The organism is Pseudomonas sp. A-B-19 (assembly GCF_019947515.1).
GTDB lineage: Bacteria > Pseudomonadota > Gammaproteobacteria > Pseudomonadales > Pseudomonadaceae > Aquipseudomonas.
Window position 1 is genome coordinate 67124 of record NZ_JAGYGN010000001.1, and the last position, 18759, is coordinate 85882.

At 61.9% G+C, this 18759-nt stretch carries 6 protein-coding genes; 5 read left to right on the plus strand and 1 reads right to left on the minus strand.

Going from position 1 to position 18759, the window contains the following annotated elements; all coding sequences use genetic code 11:
• Positions 1-506 precede the first annotated feature (506 nt).
• Positions 507-11075 carry a peroxidase family protein gene (locus tag KGA81_RS00250; protein ID WP_223544079.1) on the minus strand — a complete coding sequence of 3523 codons (10569 nt, stop codon included), beginning with the start codon at positions 11073-11075 and terminating at the stop codon, positions 507-509.
• 669 nt (positions 11076-11744) lie between these two features.
• Here KGA81_RS00250 and KGA81_RS00255 point away from each other — a divergent pair.
• The 5 genes from KGA81_RS00255 to KGA81_RS00275 all read left to right on the plus strand — a co-directional run bounded on the left by KGA81_RS00255 (position 11745) and on the right by KGA81_RS00275 (position 18542).
• Positions 11745-13481, plus strand: a complete 1737-nt coding sequence (locus KGA81_RS00255) for a type I secretion system permease/ATPase (RefSeq protein WP_223544080.1) — start codon at positions 11745-11747, stop codon at positions 13479-13481.
• A 6-nt stretch (positions 13482-13487) separates the two neighbouring features.
• A complete protein-coding gene (locus tag KGA81_RS00260; protein WP_223544081.1) occupies positions 13488-14828 on the plus strand; it encodes an HlyD family type I secretion periplasmic adaptor subunit in 1341 nt (446 codons plus the stop codon).
• Position 14829: 1 nt separating this feature from the next.
• Positions 14830-16158: a TolC family outer membrane protein gene (locus KGA81_RS00265; protein ID WP_223544082.1), complete on the plus strand. Its 1329-nt coding sequence runs from the start codon at positions 14830-14832 to the stop codon at positions 16156-16158.
• Between the two features lie 209 nt (positions 16159-16367).
• Positions 16368-17498, plus strand: a complete 1131-nt coding sequence (locus KGA81_RS00270; protein WP_223544083.1) for a carbon-nitrogen hydrolase family protein — start codon at positions 16368-16370, stop codon at positions 17496-17498.
• Between the two features lie 3 nt (positions 17499-17501).
• Complete coding sequence (locus KGA81_RS00275; protein WP_223544084.1) at positions 17502-18542, plus strand: AraC family transcriptional regulator; 1041 nt, start codon at positions 17502-17504, stop codon at positions 18540-18542.
• Positions 18543-18759: the final 217 nt, after the last annotated feature.

Sequence of the window (18759 nt, forward strand, 5' to 3'; positions counted from 1 at the left end):
TGTTTTTAAAAGATATATATGAAATTTAGTGTAGGTATAGAGCGAAATGTTATTTCTTACTGCCGGGAGCGCATAAAACAAATGAATAACATCGCAGCGCGTAACTACCCAAGTTCCTTTCATGTCCTTCATCCAGGACAACACTGTGCCCTTCCAGCCTTGGGTGGAGAGAATGCGCGCGTCGAACCGGAGGTACGGATGGCCGTCGAAAAAGGCCTGAAGCAAATACAGAAAGCCTGGGCAGATCGTCTCGGTAGCCCTGATGCGGCATGGCCGTCATCGCTCAATGTGTGGGAACGCCAGTCCTGTCCCGAGCAGTCGGGATAGAACGAACTCGCAAGGAAATCATGGTCTTGACCCGTAAAGCTATTTCACGCCGGAAAAATGGAAGAACGTCTCCGATTATGCGAAGGCAGCTCGCAACGCCATGATCAAAGAGAAAGGGAGGGCATCCATTACCCTCCCCTCTACTGTTCCGCCCTCCTGCGACGGTACTGACCAGGACCTCAGACGACCAGAATGAAGTCCGTCTGATCAACGGCCGCGCTGCTGACACCCACCAGGCGGATAGAGTCCGTTCCAATCCCTACCACCGTGTCCGCCCCGTCAGCCGTTATGCTCACGTTGGTCGCGAACACCGCGCTGGTGACTCCCATCCCCCTGATATCGAGCAAGTCCTGCCCGGCGGCCGGGTTAGCTCCGAAGTTCAGGATCGTATCGTTGCCGAAGCTTGGGGCAAACGCGAAGATATCGTTGCCGGCGACGCCGCCACTCATCACGTCGTTACCTGCGCCACCGACGAGGACGTCATTACCCGCCCCCCCCGCGATCGTGTTGTCGAGCGCGTTGCCGGTGCCCGCAAAGTCGCCGCTGCCGCCGAAAAACAGGTTGTCGACGTTGGCACCCAGGACGTAGCTCCCGAGCGAGGTCCAGGCCGTGTCAGTACCCTCACCGCCAAGCTCGGTCACCACGTCCCCAAGGTCGGTGACTTCGTAGACATCGTTGCCGACACCGCCGGTCATCGTGTCGGCACCTGTGCCACCGATGATGAGGTCGTTACCTGCGGCACTGACGAGGATGTCATTACCCGCGCCTCCCGCGATCACGTTGTCGAGCGCGTTGCCGGTGCCCGCGAAGTCGCCGCTGCCGCCGAAAAACAGGTTTTCGAGGTTGGCACCCAGGACGTAGCTCCCGAGGGAGGTCCAGACCGTGTCGTTGCCCTCACCGGTGAGCTCGGTCACCACGTCCCCGAGGTTGTCGACTGCGTAGACATCGTTGTCGACGCCACCGACCATCGTGTCGGTACCTGAACCACCGATGAGGATGTCGTTACCTGCGGCACTGACGAGGATGTCATTACCCGCCCCTCCCACGATCGTGTTGTCGAGCGCGTTGCCGGTGCCCGCAAAGTCGCCGCTGCCGCCGAAAAACAGGTTGTCGACGTTGGCACCCAGGACGTAGCTGCCGAGCGAGGTCCAGACCGTGTCGCTGCCGGCACCGCCGAGCTCGCTCACCACGTCCCCAAGGTCGGTGACTTCGTAGACATCGCTGCCGACGCCACCGACCATCGTGTCGGTACCTGCGCCACCGATCAGGACGTCGTTACCCGCACCGCCCACGAGCGTGTTGTCGAGCGCGTTGCCGGTGCCCGCGAAGTTGCCGCTGCCGCCGAAAAACAGATTGTCGACGTTGGCAGTCAGCGTGTAGCCCGAGAGCGAGGTCCAGACCGTGTCGGTGCCCTCACCGCCAAGCTCGGTGACCACGTCCCCGAGGTCGGCGACTTCGTAGACATCGTCGCCCACACCGCCGGCCATGGTATCGGCACCCGTCCCCCCGATGAGCATGTCATTGCCTGCGTCACCATTGAGGATGTCGTTGCCGCCCAAGCCGTTCAGGATGTCGTTGCCAGCACCTCCGCTGGCTATGTCGTCGCCTGCCGTGCCGGTGAATATGTCGTCACCGGCGGTACCGACAAACAGATTACCGACCACTGTCGTTGCGGCCGAGGTGACCCGCTCGAGTGTGCCGAGGTCATCGGTGTAACTCGCGACGACACGCAGTTGCTGACCGACCTGCGCCGGACTGAGCGTGAAGGTCGTGCCCGTCGCACCGGCGATGTCGGCAAAGATCCCACCGCTCCCCACCTGCCACTGATGGGTAATCACCGAGGTCGTGATCCCGTCGGCGTCGGTGAACGCATCCGTGGCGGTCAAGTCCGAGCCTAACGTAGGGGTCGTATCGCTGATCAGCACCGTGCCGACCGGCAGGAGGTTGACGGGGCTGCCGCCGAGCGGCGCAGTTAGCGCGGTCGGCGCCGAGAACACGCTTTCCAGCACGCCGTGGCCGTCCTGATAGATGGCCCTGACGCGCAGCGCCAGTCCAAGCTCAGCGGCAGTCACCGTGAAGGTCGGACCGGTCGCGGTTCCTAGTCCGCCTCCGAGCACAATACCAATGTCGTCGAAGACACCGGTGCCGGGGTTCGTTTCGACCTGCCATACGAAGGCGATGGGACCGGTGATCGCACCGCCCGTAGTGACATTGTCCGCATCCCTGACGGTGTCGGCCAACACCGTCAACACTTGGCCAACGGCCGGCGTGCCATCGCTGATCCTCAACAAGCCCACCGGCTCGGCGTTCAAGCCAGCGACGAGAACCTGCGACTGATCGGCGAACTGCAGCCGCTCGATATTGCTGAGGGTGTCGATCCCGTCCCTGCCAACGACACTGTCGGTGACTGTCACGGTGCCGTCGACGTTCTCGATGACGGTGTAGTCGGCCAGAAGGCCGGTGTACAGGGCCGTGTCGAAGGAATGGCCAGGGTTAAGGGGGTCAGGTGCATCCGTCAGGATCTCACGGACGGCGACGAGTTGGCCGGGGTTGTAAGTGCCGTTGAGCATGAGCGGCACCAACGGGACCATGCTGTCGAACGTTGCGATCTCCGGACCTGTGCCGTCGATGTTCTGCCGCACGCTGATACGCACGTTGAGCCACTTGTCACCGTCGACCAGGTCATCGCCACCACCACCTTCGATGATGTCGCTGCCGCCGCCGCCGAGGACGATGTTGCCGGCGCCGAACTGATCGTCGGCCGTACCCAGAATGCCATCCACGCCGGCTGCAGCGGTGCCGACGAACGAGCGCAGGCCGCTGACCAGGTCGAAGTTGGTAAGCACGCTGCCCAAGGCTCCAGAGGCCGCGATCACGGCCGCATCGGCATCATTGCCGCGCAGGATGTCGCTGAAGTGCGATCCTGACAGACCTTCCACCTGGCGGAACCGAGCCACGGTTGCGGCCAACTCCGGCAGTGGCGCGCCGAGAACGATGTCGGCGAGGCCCAGATCGACGCTCACGCCGAACGAGTCGTCCTTGAAACCGGCCCAGTCGTAACCGGAACCACCCAGGTAGCGGTCGCCCGCGCCGCCGTTGCCGTACATGATATCGTCGCCGCCTTCGGCCATGAATCTGTCGGGCCCGCCGGTGCCGATGAAGATGTCGTTGCCGCGTATCGGGTCGAGCCCGTTCGGATCGAAATTGTCACCGGGAGCGCCATCGGCGGTTCCTCTCTCGATCCAGTCGTCGCCTTCGTTGCCCATCAGTTGTTCGTCGATGGTACTGCCCTGGATGAAGTCGTCACCCGCGCCGCCGAAGACCTCCGAGGAGTCCGTGCCGCTGACGATGAAGTCCTTGCCGAAGCCGCCGAGGCTCAGATTGAGGCCGTTGCCGCCGTGGATGACGTCGTTGCCGTCGCCACCGTGGATGGTGTCGTCGCCGCCTATGTCGCTGATGATGTCGTCACCATCGCCGCCGATGATGAAGTCGTTGCCGTAGCCACCCTCCAGGCGATCATTGCCGCCGTCGCCATAGAGCGTGTCGTCGCCTTCGCTAGAGATGAGAGTTTCATTGCCGGCTGCGCCACCGAGCACCACATGGTCTTCGCCGGTGTACTGCAGGTAGTTGGTATCGAGACCGACCGTGCTGGGGTTGTCCCGAATCACCAGCGGAACCAGGGCGCTGCCGCCGACAGGATCGGTATTACCGGGCAGGTCGTCGACGGTGCCTACTATGCCGTCCGGACCTGCAATCACGCTCTCATTGAACTGCCTGGTCGGATCGACCTCGAGGGTAAAGGCCGGAGTCAAGAACATGACGGCCGGGAGGTGGGTCGCATCGGTGTTGGCCATCACCAGCCTCGCGAACGAGTTGTTCTCCAACTCGGTGACGAAGTTTTGCCCCGCGTTGCGATCCAGGTAGTAGAAGCGGTCGGCGTTCTGCAGCTTCTCCATCTGGTTCTCGAACACGAAGTTGAAGGTCGAGCCGAGCATGCCGCCAAACGGCACTTTTTCCTCGGCGAGGCCGCCGATCCAGAGGTCGATGTTGTCCAGACCGGTGATGGTGACGCCGGTCGGGCCACTCGCCCAGGCGCCGGTGCTATTGAGGAAGTCCAGCCGGTCCGCCGGCTCGCCGGCGCCGCCCAACACCAGGAGAGAGGCCGCGGCGCGCTTCCCGTCGAGCGTGGTGGCGCTGGTAATGGAGGCGTGCGTGCCATAGGCGGCAATGAAGTTGATCAGCGATTCCGGGTGCTTCAGGTGTTGCACCAAATCGGCCCAGCTGATGTAAGGCTTCAGGTTGCTGTCGCCCGTCGAGGTGTAGAACTCGCGACGCGCCTCGTTCAGGGTCGGAAGCCCGGTATCACGACCGCGCGCGATGTTGAGGGCGGGCAGGTCGAGCGGCAGTCCCAACAAGTTGTTGCGCACCGCTTCGGTGACGAACTCATCGATCTCGTTGCCGACCTGGCGCGTCACGCCGCGGACAATGGCACCGGCCGCCTGCGCAGGCGTCGGGCCGCTGGCGGCAAACGCCAGCGGATTGAGGAAGGCCTGAATCAGGCCGACATCGCTGGAGACGAAGTTGGGGTCCAGCCGGTCGATGGTCTCGGTCAGCATCGAGTGGCCGAGGCGGTAGACCGCGTGCGCGAACTCGGCGACGATCGCCGGGTCGATCTCGGTTTGATAGTTCTGGTGTTCAGGAATGAAGGGATCGATGTTCGGCTGAATGGTACGCGCGAACTCTTCGAACACCAGGTGCTGGTACTGCATCTCGGTACCGAATTTCGCCGCCTGGAACAGGCGCTCTCCGTTCCAGTGCAAGGCAGCGATCTCAGCCGCGGTTGTTGGCAACACCAACAATTGGGCATCGGGCATCAGCCACTGGTTCAGGAAGTTGACATCGTTGGAGGCGATGGCCACATCCTTGGTGTGCTGGACCAGACGGTTGTGCTCCGAGTGGAAGATGGAGTGGACGGTGGTCAGGCCGATGTTCTCGTTGACCCGACCGTCGCCGGCGATGTAGTGCGCGTCGAGCAGCTCGTTGTCGTAGAAGCCTGCGGCCACCGGGCCGCCGGCAACGTTATCCACATCGGCCAAGAGCGGAGCACCGGTCTGGCTGTCCACCGGAACGGCGGTGTGGGCGATATCGATGAGGAACTGATGGCCGGTGCGCACGGCATTGACCAGGCTGATCGGCGCAGCAGGATCTCCCTCGACGAGCACATCATCGGCGGTATCGGGAATACCATCCGGGCCCGTCATCATGACCATCGGGAAGCCGTTCGGGCCCTTGATGAAATTGCCGTAGGCATCGGTGGCGAGCAGCGGCACGTTGTCGAAGTCGGCATCGGTGAGGTTGATCCCGAGCAAGTCATGAGCTTGCGCCTTGACCACTTTCCAGGTGGCCATCCCGCCGATTTCGACGTCGTCGGCCGTGCCGAACACGCCATCGGCGCCCAGGTCACGATTGGTGATCAGCTTGCCGGTCGCCACCGGCGCGCCGGCGGCATCGAACTCGTAGGCGCGCAGGAACACCTGGTGCGAAGGGTGCGAGGTATAGGTCTGGTTCTGGTCAACGAACGGCGTGGTGGTGTTTGCAGCCTCGTGGATGTCATCGGCGGTGCCGAGGATGCCATCGGGCCCGGGCTGGTTGGTGGCCCGCGTCAACACCATGAAGTTGGTCGGGCTGCCCGGAACGAACAGCGGATCGTCCGGCTGCAGCGGGATGAACACCGTGCCGCTGCCGCCCTTGGTCACCAGGTCCAGGCCGTGGTCGAAGAACTGACCGAAGAAGGTCATCCAGGTATTGAACGGTGCGGACAGACCTGCGTCCGGCGCCACGTTAGGCATGAAAAAGGTCTGGAACGTCGTGCCGTCGGTACGGGTTCCGGTAATCACCTGTGCACCGTCCTTCAAGACATCGTCAACCGTGCCGAGGATGCCATCCAGACCGGGATCGAACGTGGCCGCGACCGCCGCCGGGTTGGTGGCGGTGTTGTCGGCGACCAAATTGCTGATGGTGCGCGGCTGCGAGTCGGTCACCAGGCCGCTGGTCTGGGCGTAAGTGGTGCCCGCCTCCGCCGTATCGAACTGCGCCGGAACCAGTCGCGGGAAGATCGTGTCGGCTGCACCGAACTCGTTCTGAGCCGTCACCAGGTTGTTGAACGACCCGTCGACCGTGCGCAGGCCCATACCCACCCGTGCATTTGGCAGCATGCTCAGGAGATCCTCACCGGCCGCATTCCTTTCCGCGATCTGAATCTGATCGAGAATGAACTGCAGATCGGCCCGGATATAGTGCACACCAGTGCTGGCAACCGGAGTCTCGGCCGGCAGCGGGGCTGCCGGTGGCGGAGCGACGCCGGCTACGACCGCTGCGGTTGGAGCAGAGAACGCCGTTTCGAGCACGCCATTTTCATCCTTGAAGACGGCCCTGACGCGCAATTCCAGCCCGGCGAGATCCGGGGTCACCGTGAAGGTCGGCCCGGACATACGCTGCGAGGCTGCTCCACCGTCGACAAGACGGATAATGTCTTGAAAGACGCCCGAGCCCGGAATCGCTTCGAACTGCCAGAAGAAGGCGATCGGTCCGGCGATCGCACCGCCGGTAGCGACGTTGTCCGCATCAGTCACGTCGGCAGCCGATACCCTCAGCAGTTGACCCGTGGTCGGCGTAGTGTCCGGGGTGTTGCTGGCAGCATCGAGTATGGTCAGCAAGCCCACCGGGTCGTTGTTGAGCCCGACCCCGCCTGGCAGGGTGAGCGACTGATCGTTGAACTGCAGCCGCTCGACATTGGTGAGGCGGTCGGTGCCGTCGCGACCGACGACGTTGTCGGCCACGGTGGTCACACCGCCCACAGTGGTGACGGTATAGTCGAGCAGGTTACCGGTGAACAAGGCCGTGTCAAAGGCGGGGGCCGCCGTCAGGACCTCGCGGACGATGACGAGCTGACCGGGGTTGAAGGTACCATCGAGCATGAACGGGATCATCGGCTTCATGCTGTCGAAGGTGGCGATCTCCGGCCCGGTTCCGTCGAGGTTCTGGCGCACGCTGATGCGCACATTCAGCCACATGTCGCCGTCGATCAGGTCGTCACCGCCGCGGCCTTCGATGATGTCGCTGCTATCACCGCCGAGGAGGATGTTGCCCGCGCCGAACTGATCGTCTACCGTGCCCACGATACCGTCCGGGCCGGCTGCAGCCGCGCCAAGAAACGCCCGCAGACCGGCGACGAGGTCAATATTGGTAAGCACGCTGCCTTGGACACCGGCAGCGGCGATCGTGAGCGCGTCGGCATCATCGCCGGTCAGCATGTCGCTGAACGCCGACCCCGACAGACCTTCCACCTGGGCGAAATTGGTATGCACGCCTGCAACAGAAGGCGACAGGGCCGATTGTTCGAAGACGATGCGGTTCATGTCCACAGTCACGCCGAAACGATCATCCTTGTAGGTGGCCCAGTCGAAACCGGACATGCCCAACATCTTGTCCGGGCCCTCACTGCCGATGAAGAGGTCATCGCCGCCTTCACCGATCATTTCATCGAAGCCGCCGTCACCGCTGAAGACGTCGTTGCCGCCGACCACCTCTGCCAGCAGAGCCAGTGGCAGGTTACCGGCGAAATTGTCGCCGGGGGAGCCGTCCTGGTTCCCGACCTCGATCCAGTCGTCGCCATCGCCGCCCGTCATTGGCAAGTTCACCCGGCTGCCGAGCATGAAGTCATTGCCGGCGCCGGCGAAGACCTCCGAAAAGTCCTCGCCGGTCACGATGAAGTCGTTGCCGTCACCGGCGAGGATCAGGTTTACGCCCTTACCACCGTGAATGACGTCGTTGCCGGCCTCACCGTGGATGACGTCGTCGCCGCCCGCGTCGGTGATGATGTCGTCGCCAGCGCCACCCTCGATCTCGTCGTTGCCGTAGCCGCCTTCGAGGCGATCATTGCCGGCGTCGCCCCAGAGCGTGTCGTCGCCGTCACCAGCGACGAGAATGTCATTGCCGACCGTGCCGCCGAGCACCACATGGTCTTCGCCGGTGTACTGCAGGTAGTTGGTATCGGGACCGACCGTGTTGGGGTTGTCGCGGATGACCAGCGGCGTGATCACGACGCCGTTGATGATGATGCCGCCAGTGGGATCGGCATTGCCGGGCAGGTCGTCGACGGTGCCCAGTATGCCGTCCGGACCGGCAATCACGCTCCGGTTGAACTGTCTGGTCGGGTCGACCTCAAGGGTAAAGGTCGGGGTCGAGAAGGCGAGCGCCGGGAGATGGGTCGCGTCGGTGTTGAGCATCACCATCTTGGCGAACGAGTTGTTCTCGAGCTCGCTCAGGAAGTTGAGTCCCTGGGTGCGGTGCAGGTAGTAGAGCCGGTCGCCGTTCTGCAGGTTCTCAAGCTGCTCCTCGAAGACGAAGTTGAAGGTCGAGCCAAGCATGCCGCCGAACGGCATTTTTTCCTCGGCCAGGCCACCGACCCAGAAGTCGATGTCATCAACGCCGGAGATGGTAACGTCGTCTGCGGTGTTCGCAATACCGTCCGCCCCGGCGTTGTTCGCCCAGACACCGGTGCTGTGGAGGAAGTCCAGGCGATCCACCGGCTCACCGACGCCGCCCAACACCAGGAGAGAGGCCGCTACGCGTTTCGCGTCGAGCGTGGTGGCGCTGGTAATGGAGGCGTGCGTGCCATAGGCGGCGATGAAGTTGATCAGCGATTCCGGGTGCTTCAGGTGTTGCACCAAATCGGCCCAACTGGTGTAGGGCTTCAGCTGGTTGTCGCCGGTGCCGGCGTAGAATTCACGGCGCGCCTCGTTCAAGGACGGGATGCCGGTATCGCGGCCGCGCGCGATGTTGAGGGCGGGCAGGTCGAGCGGCAGGCCCAGCAAGTTGTTGCGCACCGCTTCGGTGACGAACTCATCGATCTCGTTGCCGGCCTGGCGCGTCAAGCCGCGGACGATGGCGCCGGCCGCCTGCGCAGGCGTCGGGCCGCTGGTCGCAAACGCCAGCGGGTTGAGGAAGGCCTGAATCAGGCCGATCTCGCTGGAGACGAAGTTGGGGTCCAGCCGGTCGATGGTCTCGGTCAGCATCGAGTGGCCGAGGCGAAAGACCGTGTGCGCGAACTCGGCGACGATCGACGGATTGATCGTGTCATCGAAGTCCAGGAAGGCGTCGACTTGCGGCTGAACGGTACGCGCGAACTCTTCGAACACCAGATGCTGATACTGCATCTCGGTGCCGAATTTCGCCGCCTGGAACAGGCGCTCACCGTTCCAGTTCAAGGTCGTCAGATCAGCAGGAACAGCCGTGACGGGCGTCAGCAGCCACTGGTTCAGGAACGTCAGGTCGCCGGCGGCCGTAGAGGCGAGGACTGTGTCCTTGGTCTGCTGGACCAGCCGGTTGTGCTCCGAGTGGAAGATGGAGTGGACGGTGGTCAGGCCGATGTTCTCGTTGACCCGGCCATCGCCGGCGATGTAGTGCGCGTCGAGCAGCTCGTTGTCGTAGAAGCCAGCAGCCACCGGGCCACCGGCAACGAGGTCGGCATCGGCCGTCAGTGGCGCACCGGTCTGGCTGTCCACCGGAACGGCGGTGTGGGCGATATCGATGAGGAACTGGTGGCCGGTGCGCACGGCATTGACCAGGCTGATCGGCGCAGCAGGATTACCCTCGACGAGAATATCATCGGCGGTATCGGCAATACCATCCGCGCCCCTCATCATGACCACCGGGAAGCCGTTCGGGCCCCTGAGGAAATTGCCGTAGGCATCGGTGGCGAGCAGCGGCACGTTATCGAAGTCGGCATCGGTAAGATTAATGCCAAGCAGGTCGCGCGCCTGCGCTTTTACCACTTTCCAGGTGGCCATCCCGCCGATTGCGACGTCGTCGGCCGTGCCGAACAGGCCATCGGCGCCCAGGTCACGATTGGTGATCAGTTCGCCGGTCGCCATCGGCTTGCCGGCGGCATCGAGTTCATAGGCGCGCAGGAATACCTGGTGCGAGGGATGCGAGCTATAGGTCTGGTTCTGGTCGACGAACGGCGTGGTGGTGTTTGAAGCCTCGTGGATATCGTCGGCGGTGCCGAGGATGCCATCGGGTCCGGGCAGGTTGGTGGCCCGCGTCAACACCATGAAGTTGGTCGGGCTACCCGGAACGAACAACGGATCGTCCGGCTGCAGCGGGATGAACACCGTGCCGCTGCCGCCCTTGGTGACAAGGTCCAGGCCGTGGTCGAAGAACTGACCGAAGAAAGTCATCCACGAGTTGAACGGCGCGGACAGGCCCGCGTCCGGTGCCACGTTAGGAATGAAAAAGGTCTGGAACGTCGTGCCGTCGGTACGGGTTCCAGTAACGACCTGCGCACCGGCCTTCAAGACATCGTCAACCGTGCCGAGGATGCCATCCAGACCGGGATCGAACGTGGCCGCGACCGCCGCCGGGTTGGTGGCGGTATCGTTGACGATCAGGTTGCTGATGGTGCGCGGCTGCGAGTCGATCACCAGGCCGCTGGTCTGGGTGTAAGAGGTGCCCGCCTCAGCGGGGCTGAAGACTGGAGTAGTCAAGCGCGGGAAAAAGTTGTCGGCTGCGCCGAACTCGCTCTGATGCAGACCCAGGTTGTTAAACGTCCCGTCGACCGTACGCAGACCGAAAGCAAATTCCGGGCTCGGTATCAGGTCGACAAGCAACTGCCCGGCCGAGTTTGCCTCCGCGATGAAAATCTGCTGGAGAATGAACTCAAGATCGGATTGATTAAAGTTGGCCATTTGGATTGCCCTCGATGTGTCTGGGTAAAGGCACGGGACGAGAAAGTCCCGCCGCGCCAAGTCAAGTGCTGGCTTGCGCAGTTTGTTGGTTATGTTTTTTAGCGAGAGCTGGCGCTACCCGGGACCCGGGATACACGTCGGGAATTCGCGAAATGAGTTGCTTGCCGGGTGATCAGGCAGAGCGAATCCGAGCCTTGGGCGGGCCATGGAATCTGGAAGTGAAGGCGAACGTCCTGTACAGCACCGTCCCTCTGCAAAAGAACGAAATGAACGACATGATTCGGCTCCTCTCGGGAGAATCACCGTGCCTTGCATTGCCAAATGCTATGGCAAGCTTCAGCGGGCGGACCCCCGATAACTAAGACTAAAGTTCCATAGCAAATCCTTGTCAATATTACGTCGTTAAAACAGACGACCGGCGCAACGCCTCTCAACTAGCTGTTTTTAAAAGACATATAGAAAGTTGAGCGCAGGTATAGAGCAAAATGTTATTTCGAACTGTTTCGCCGCCACCTACGCTGCTGCATAAGGGAGCAACGCAGCGATTTCGCAAGACTCGCCATCCATAGAGCGACCGGCCTGCGTGTCCATAAGCTGTTCACGGAACTACATTTACCGTTGGCTGTTGCGCCAAAATGGCAACCGGCTTTTCGAAGTGGGAGGACCAACATGCCCAAGCAGTCGAGCATCCGTTCCGAACTGGCCGACGCGCTTTTTCGCATGCGCCGCAGTTTTTACTCGCTGGCAGCGTTCAGCGGCGTCATAAACGTCATGATGTTGACGCCAGCCGTTTATATGCTGCAGGTCTATGATCGAGCCCTGGTCAGTCGCAACGTCACGACGCTGGCGATGTTGACTGTGCTGGTGGTAGGTCTGTTCTTGCTGATGTCTACGCTGGAAATGATCCGCACCCGCGTGCTGATCCGGGTCGGCAACTGCCTCGACATGGAGCTCAACCAGCGCATTTTCACCGCTGCATTCGAGCGCAACCTGAGCCGCGCCGGAGGTAATCCGGCCCAGGCGCTGCAAGATCTCGCGCAGGTTCGTCAGTTCGTCACCGGCAACTCCCTGTTCGCTTTCTTCGATGCACCGTGGACGCCGATCTACCTGCTGGTCGCCTACCTGATTCACCCGATACTCGGACTGCTCACCCTGATCGGCTCGCTGATTCTGATGGGCCTGGCCTACCTCACGGAAAAGGCGACGCAGAAGCCGCTGGCCGAAGCCAATCAGGCCGCCCTGTCCTCCTCCCTGTACGCCAACAACAACCTGCGCAACGCCGAGGTCATCGAGGCCATGGGCATGCTGCCGTCGATCAGCAAGCGCTGGTTCCAGAGCCATTTGCGCATTCTGGAAATGCAGACGATGGCCTCCGACCGCGCCGCCTTGATCAGCAGCACCGGGCGCTTCGTGCGGATCACCTTGCAGTCGCTGATCCTCGGTGCCGGCGCGTTGCTGGCGATCGAAGGCAAGATCACTCCGGGGATGATGATCGCCTGCTCGATTCTCACCGGTCGCGCATTGGGTCCGGTGGAACAGGTCATCGCATCATGGAAACAACTGCTCGGCTGCCGTTCGGCCTGGGGCCGGCTCAACGAGATGCTGCACGACTATCCGCGCCGTCCACCGAGCATGTCGCTGCAGCGGCCGCAGGGCATGCTGGCGGTTGAGAATGTGTATGCCGGTGCCCCCGGTACCAACAACACGATTCTGCGCGGCGTGGGCTTCAGCCTTGTCCCCGGTGAAAGCCTTGGCATTATCGGCCCATCCGCCTCGGGCAAATCCACCCTCGCCCGCCTGCTGGTTGGCGTCTGGCCGGCGCAGGCGGGCAAGGTGCGCCTGGATGGCGCGGACATATTCAACTGGAACAAGGGCGAACTTGGCCCTTGGCTCGGTTACCTGCCACAGGACGTGGAGCTGTTCGAAGGCAACATCGCCGACAACATTGCGCGCTTTGGCGAAGTGGACAGCGAAGCGGTCATCCGCGCCGCCAAGACCACTGGCGTGCACGAAATGATCCTGCGTTTTCCGCAGGGTTATGACACTCGCCTGGGCACCGATGGCAGCCCGCTTTCCGGCGGACAGAAGCAACGCATCGCCCTGGCCCGGGCGTTGTATGGCGAACCTAATCTGATCGTGCTCGACGAGCCGAACGCCAACCTCGACGACGTTGGCGAAAAGGCCCTGGTCGATGCCCTGGCCGAACTCAAGGACCGTGGCGCCACCGTCATCCTGATTTCCCACCGTCCCAACGTACTCTGCGCCGTCGACAAGGTGCTGATGCTGCGCGACGGCGGCGTGCAGATGCTTGGCACGCGCGATGAAGTATTCGCAGCGCTGCGCAAGGCCAGTGTGATGCCTGCTGGCGCGTCGACCCCTCTGGCCTCCGTCAAAGCGCGGGAGTGACCGATCATGCAAATGAGCCAACACACCGAGATAATCAAGGCCGATACCAAGAGCATGGTAGATCTGGACGTCGGCAGGCCCGCGCGATGGGGCGTGTGGCTGGTGCTCGCCGGCTTCGGCGGCTTCCTCCTGTGGTCCTGGCTGGCACCGCTGGACGCCGGCGTGGTAGCCACAGGCACGGTCAAGGTCACCAACAATCGCAAAGCCGTGCAGCACCTTACCGGCGGTACCGTGGAGGCCATTCTCGTTCGCGAAGGCGATCTGGTGACAAAAGGTCAGGAGGTGGTCCGCCTCGACTCGTTGCGTGCCGCGGCCGAAGAGGGTGCGGTCAGCGCCCAGTACATCGTCAGCAAGACCGTGGAAAATCGCCTGGAAGCGGAACGTGACGGCCGCGCTGTGGTGAACTTCGATCCCGAGTTGCTCACGCGCTTCAAGGGGGATCACCGCCTGGAGGCCGCCATGGACCTGCAACAGCGCCTGCTGGACACCCGGCGCGCAGGGCTCGCTGGCGAAATCAGCATCCTGCAGGAGAACCTGGCTGCGTCGGCGGTGCAGCTCAAGGGCCTGCAGCAGGTCTACAGTGCCCGCGCCTCGCAGATCAGTTTCCTCAATCAGGAACTGCAAGGCACCCGTGTATTGGCAGCCGAAGGCTATGTGCCGCGCAACCACCTGCTTGAGCTGGAACGCAGCAATGCCGACCTCTCCGCCGGTCAGGCCGAGAACCTCAACAACATCGCCCGTGTGCGTAGCCAGACCACCGAAATCAAGCTGCGCATCCTGCAGCGCCAGCACGACTACCTGAAGGAAGTCGAATCGCAACTGACCGACACCGCCAAGGAAAACACCACTCTGGCCGACCGCTTGCGCTCGCTCGATTATGAAGTGACTCACACGGTGATTCGCTCGCCCATCGATGGCATGGTCCAGGGCCTGAGCATTGCCACCGTCGGCGGGGTCATTCAGCCCGGCTTCAAGATCATGGAAATCGTCCCGGTCAACGAACCCTTGCAAGTCGACGCGATGATTCCCGTGCAGGCCATCGACAAGATGGTCCCCGGCCTGCCCGTGGACATTTCCTTCCCGGCCTTCAACCATGCCAAGACGCCCAACATCCCCGGCCGCGTGAAGACCGTCTCCGCCGACCGCCTGATGGACGAGGAAAGCAAGCAACCGTTCTATCTGGCCCAGGTGGAAGTCACTTCCGATGGCATGGGCCTGCTTGGCAGCAATCACATTCGCCCCGGCATGCCCGCCAGCGTCACCATCAAGACAGGCGAACGCAACATGATCAGCTATCTTCTTAAACCAATGCTCGATCGTGTGGACAGCTCATTCAAGGAACAATGAGATGGAACGTCATTGCCTGCTCTTCTGCTTGCTTGGGTTGGCCCTGCCGGCCAGTGCCATGGACCTCAAACAAGCCTGGGATCTGTTGCAATTCCAGGGCCCTATCTATCAAGCCTCCGTGCATGAAAAAGAGGCTGGCGAGGAAAACCGCGCCATTGGCAAGGCCGGCCTGCTACCGCAGATCAATGCCTCGGGCTACCACAACAAGGTCAATGGCTCCCAAAGCCAGAACAACGTCGACAGAGATCTCCATTACGACTCCAAGGGCGCCAACGTGCGCCTGCGCCAGCCGCTGTTCAACAAAGAGAAGATGGCCGAATACCGCCAGGGTCAGCAGCGTGCCGACTACGCCGTCGCGGTGTTCGACGCCAAGACCCAGGACGCCGCGGTGCGCCTGGCCGAAAGCTATTTCGATGTGCTGCTGGCCAGCGAAACCATCGTCCTGGCCAAGTCCAAGCTGAATGCCTTCGAAGAACAGCTCGCCTCGGCGAAACGGCGCATGGAACTGGGGGCTGGCACCGTCACCGACATCGACGAGTCGACCGCTCGTCGCGACCTTGCCGATGCCGAACTGATCGAAGCACAAGACAACCTGATCAACGCGCGCGCCAAGCTCGAGGAATATATCGGTGAAACTCCCCAGTCACTGACCACCTTGCGCCCGAGCTTCGATACACCACCGCTGCTACCGAGCAACCTGCAGGACTGGTTGGTCAAAGCCCAGGCCGATAGCCCGCTGATCCATGCGCGCCGTTATAGCAGCGACCTCGCAGCGGAAGAAGTGAAGCGCGCCAGTGCCGGCCACTGGCCAACACTGGATTTCATTGCCGGCTACACCAAGGGTGAGAGCCAATCACTCTCCGAGTTGAATCAACGCAACCACTACGGCTCGATCGGGCTGGAAGTCAATATCCCGCTGTACAGCGGTGGCGGCGTCAGCGCGCTGACACGCCAGGCCAGTGCCAATAGCGATAAGGCCATCAATGAACTCGACGCCGCGCGACAGGAAGTCATCACCGAAACCACCCGTGAGTATCAAGGCATCCTGAGCGGCGCCAAACGCATTCGCGCGCTGGAGAAGGCAGTGGAATCCAACGAGCGCTCACTGGCATCGTCACGCAAGGGCTTCAAAGAGGGTGGCACCAGCACCAACTCGGATGTCCTCAATGCCGAAGAGCTGCTCTTCGTTGCGCGCCACGATCTGTTCGACGCCAAGTTGCGCTATTTGATGTCGCGCCTGCGCCTGGCCTCATCGGTGGGCAGCCTGGGCGACGACGATATCAACCAGATCAACGACTACCTCGGCCCGGAACTGCTGGTCACCAAATAACGCTCACCCGCCGGCCGGTCGAGCCAAGTGATGGCCGACCGGCGTTCCCCTCTGTCTGCTCACTTACCTTTAACCCGGCGCAGACAGGCAGCCGCCAGCAAAAAACAGCCAACGTTGAAACGTGCCCACTAAGTCCTTGATTCCCTTTATGCTCGATCCAGCTCCAAATCAAAAGCCACGCCCGGCTCCAGGCTGTAAACTGTGTCCCCATGCGCAAATTTTTGTACCTGACATTCTCCATGGCGTTGCTCGCCGCCCTCACGACCTACGCAATGTGGGCCGCGGACCGGCCGGTGGGTCATTACCTTTCGGACCTGCGAATCAACCTGGCGGTCGACCAGGGTACGCCTGCGGACCGTGGCAATCTGCTGGGCATCCAGCCCGAACTGTTTCCTACCGATTATCAAAGTCCCGAGCGTCTGCACCGCAAGCTCGCGGCCTATCTGCAAGCAGCCCGGGATCAGGGCTTGTTGAACGGCAAGACCGTCGTCGTGTTGCCGGAACACATCGGTACCTGGCTGATGGTCAGCGGCGAGAAGGACGAGTTGTATCAGGCCAGCACTCTCAAGCAGGCCATGAACTGGCTGGCGGTGAGCAATCCCCTGAAGTTCGCCAAGGCGTTGATCAGCGCCGAGGGTGGCAACCGTCTGGACGATGCCCACCTGCGCATGAAAGCCAAGGCAATGGCCAGGGACTACCAGGCATTGTTCGGAGGACTGGCCAGGGAATTCCACGTGACGCTGGTGGCAGGCTCCATCGTGCTGCCCGAACCGGGCATCATCGACGGCACCTTGAAAATCGGCCGCGGCGCTCTGTACAACAGCAGCGTGGTGTTCAACAGCGAAGGCGTGCCGATCGGCCAACCCCAGCGCCAGATGCACCCGTTCTTCGCAGAACAGAACGGGATCAAGGCGAACGGCGACCACTCGCTCAACGTCGTTGATACCCCCGCAGGAAGGCTGGGCGTATTGATCGGCCACGACAGCTGGTACCCGGAAAACTACCTCAAGCTCAACGACCAAAGCGTACAGCTGGTTGCAGTACCGGCCTTTATCACCGGCCGTGGCACCTGGGACCAACCGTGGCACGGCTACGGGGGATCGCCGGAACCGGTGTCGGTCAACTTGAAGCCCGGAGAGGTCAGTGAAGGCCAAGCCTGGCAGCGCCTGACCCTCACGACCCGGACACCGGCCAGTCAGGCTGTCGCTGGCATAAGTGTGTTCCTGCGAGGTCGGTTCTGGGATCAGGGCAGCGCCGGACATAGTTTCCTCAGCAGCAACGGCCAGCACTTCGCCGACGGCAACGCCCAGGGTGCGCGTTTGCTGAACCTCTGGTTGTAAGCCATGAAACCGCAGCCAATGCGCCTCGGCGATCTGTCGGTGGGCTTTGTTCATAGCCTGGCCGATGCCGTGCGCAGTCACGGTATCGATCCGCAGCCACTGCTCGACCAATACGGCCTCGATGCGGCGCGCCTGAGCGAAGCCGGTGCCCGGCTGTCGATACCGCGCTACATGCGCCTGGGCCACAGCGCCATTCAACTGACCGACAACCCGGCCCTTGGCTTGCGCATGGGCCAGCTCAGTCGCCTGAGCCAAACCGGTCTCGCTGGCGTGACTGCGGCGCAGGCGCCGACCGTACGTGAAGCCGCGCGCTGCCTGATTCGATTCGAAGCCTTGTATGGTTCGAATTATCGGGGTCAATCAAGCTTTCACGAAGACGCCCAGGGCGCCTGGCTACGTTTCTATTCGATCAGCCCCTATAACGCCTACAACCGCTTCGTGGTGGATTCGATCATCGCCGGCTGGTTGCAGCAATTATCCAGTGTCAGCCCTTCCCCGCTGCGCGCCGAACGTATCGAGATCGAATTCGAGGAGCCCGGTTACCGCGCGGCCTATGACGTTTTGGGTGATTGTCCGATTGTGTTTGGCAGCGAACACAATCAACTGCGCTTGAGCCTTTCCAGCCTCGCACAACGCAACCCCGAGCATTGCCCGAGTACCTGGCGGCACTTGCTGCAGTTGTGTGAGCGGGAGCTGGAGCAACTGACGCGCACCCGCAGCCTGCGTGAACGCATCATCGCGCTGCTGGGGCCGTTACTCAATGGTGGTCGGGAGCCCGACCTGCAAGAGGTGGCGGCACGCCTGAAGCTGCCTACCTGGACCCTGCGTCGCAAGCTCGCCGATGAAGGCACACAATTTCGTGCGATTCTCAACGACACCCGTCGCGACCTGGCCATGACTTACATACGTGACACGGAACTGGCGTTCGGAGAGATCGCCTACCTGCTGGGTTTTGCCTCAGCCGAAGCGTTTCAACGCGCTTTCAAACGCTGGAACGGGCAGACACCCGGCGAATTTCGCCGCAGCCATCGCCAATCCGCCTGATGCCTACAACTCGGTAGCGTCTTCCGCCGGCTCCAGTGGGTCCAGTTCGAAAGCCTGGTACTCGAGCAGTTCTTCTTGATAATCGTCCATTTTTGAATCCCCCAACCCGTAGTGAAAAACGTCTGAATAAATGACCCAGTCCTTGAGCATAAAGTGCCCGCGTGAAAGAAAAATGACGCGGACACGACACTCTGTCGCTACTGAATAAAACGTAGCA

Excerpts from the sequence above, each read along its gene's own strand:
- KGA81_RS00250 (WP_223544079.1), bottom strand. The coding sequence starts at position 11,075 with ATGGCCAACTTTAATCAATCCGATCTTGAGTTCATTCTCCAGCAGATT.
- KGA81_RS00255 (WP_223544080.1), top strand. The coding sequence starts at position 11,745 with ATGCCCAAGCAGTCGAGCATCCGTTCCGAACTGGCCGACGCGCTTTTT.
- KGA81_RS00260 (WP_223544081.1), top strand. The coding sequence starts at position 13,488 with ATGCAAATGAGCCAACACACCGAGATAATCAAGGCCGATACCAAGAGC.
- KGA81_RS00265 (WP_223544082.1), top strand. The coding sequence starts at position 14,830 with ATGGAACGTCATTGCCTGCTCTTCTGCTTGCTTGGGTTGGCCCTGCCG.
- KGA81_RS00270 (WP_223544083.1), top strand. The coding sequence starts at position 16,368 with ATGCGCAAATTTTTGTACCTGACATTCTCCATGGCGTTGCTCGCCGCC.
- KGA81_RS00275 (WP_223544084.1), top strand. The coding sequence starts at position 17,502 with ATGAAACCGCAGCCAATGCGCCTCGGCGATCTGTCGGTGGGCTTTGTT.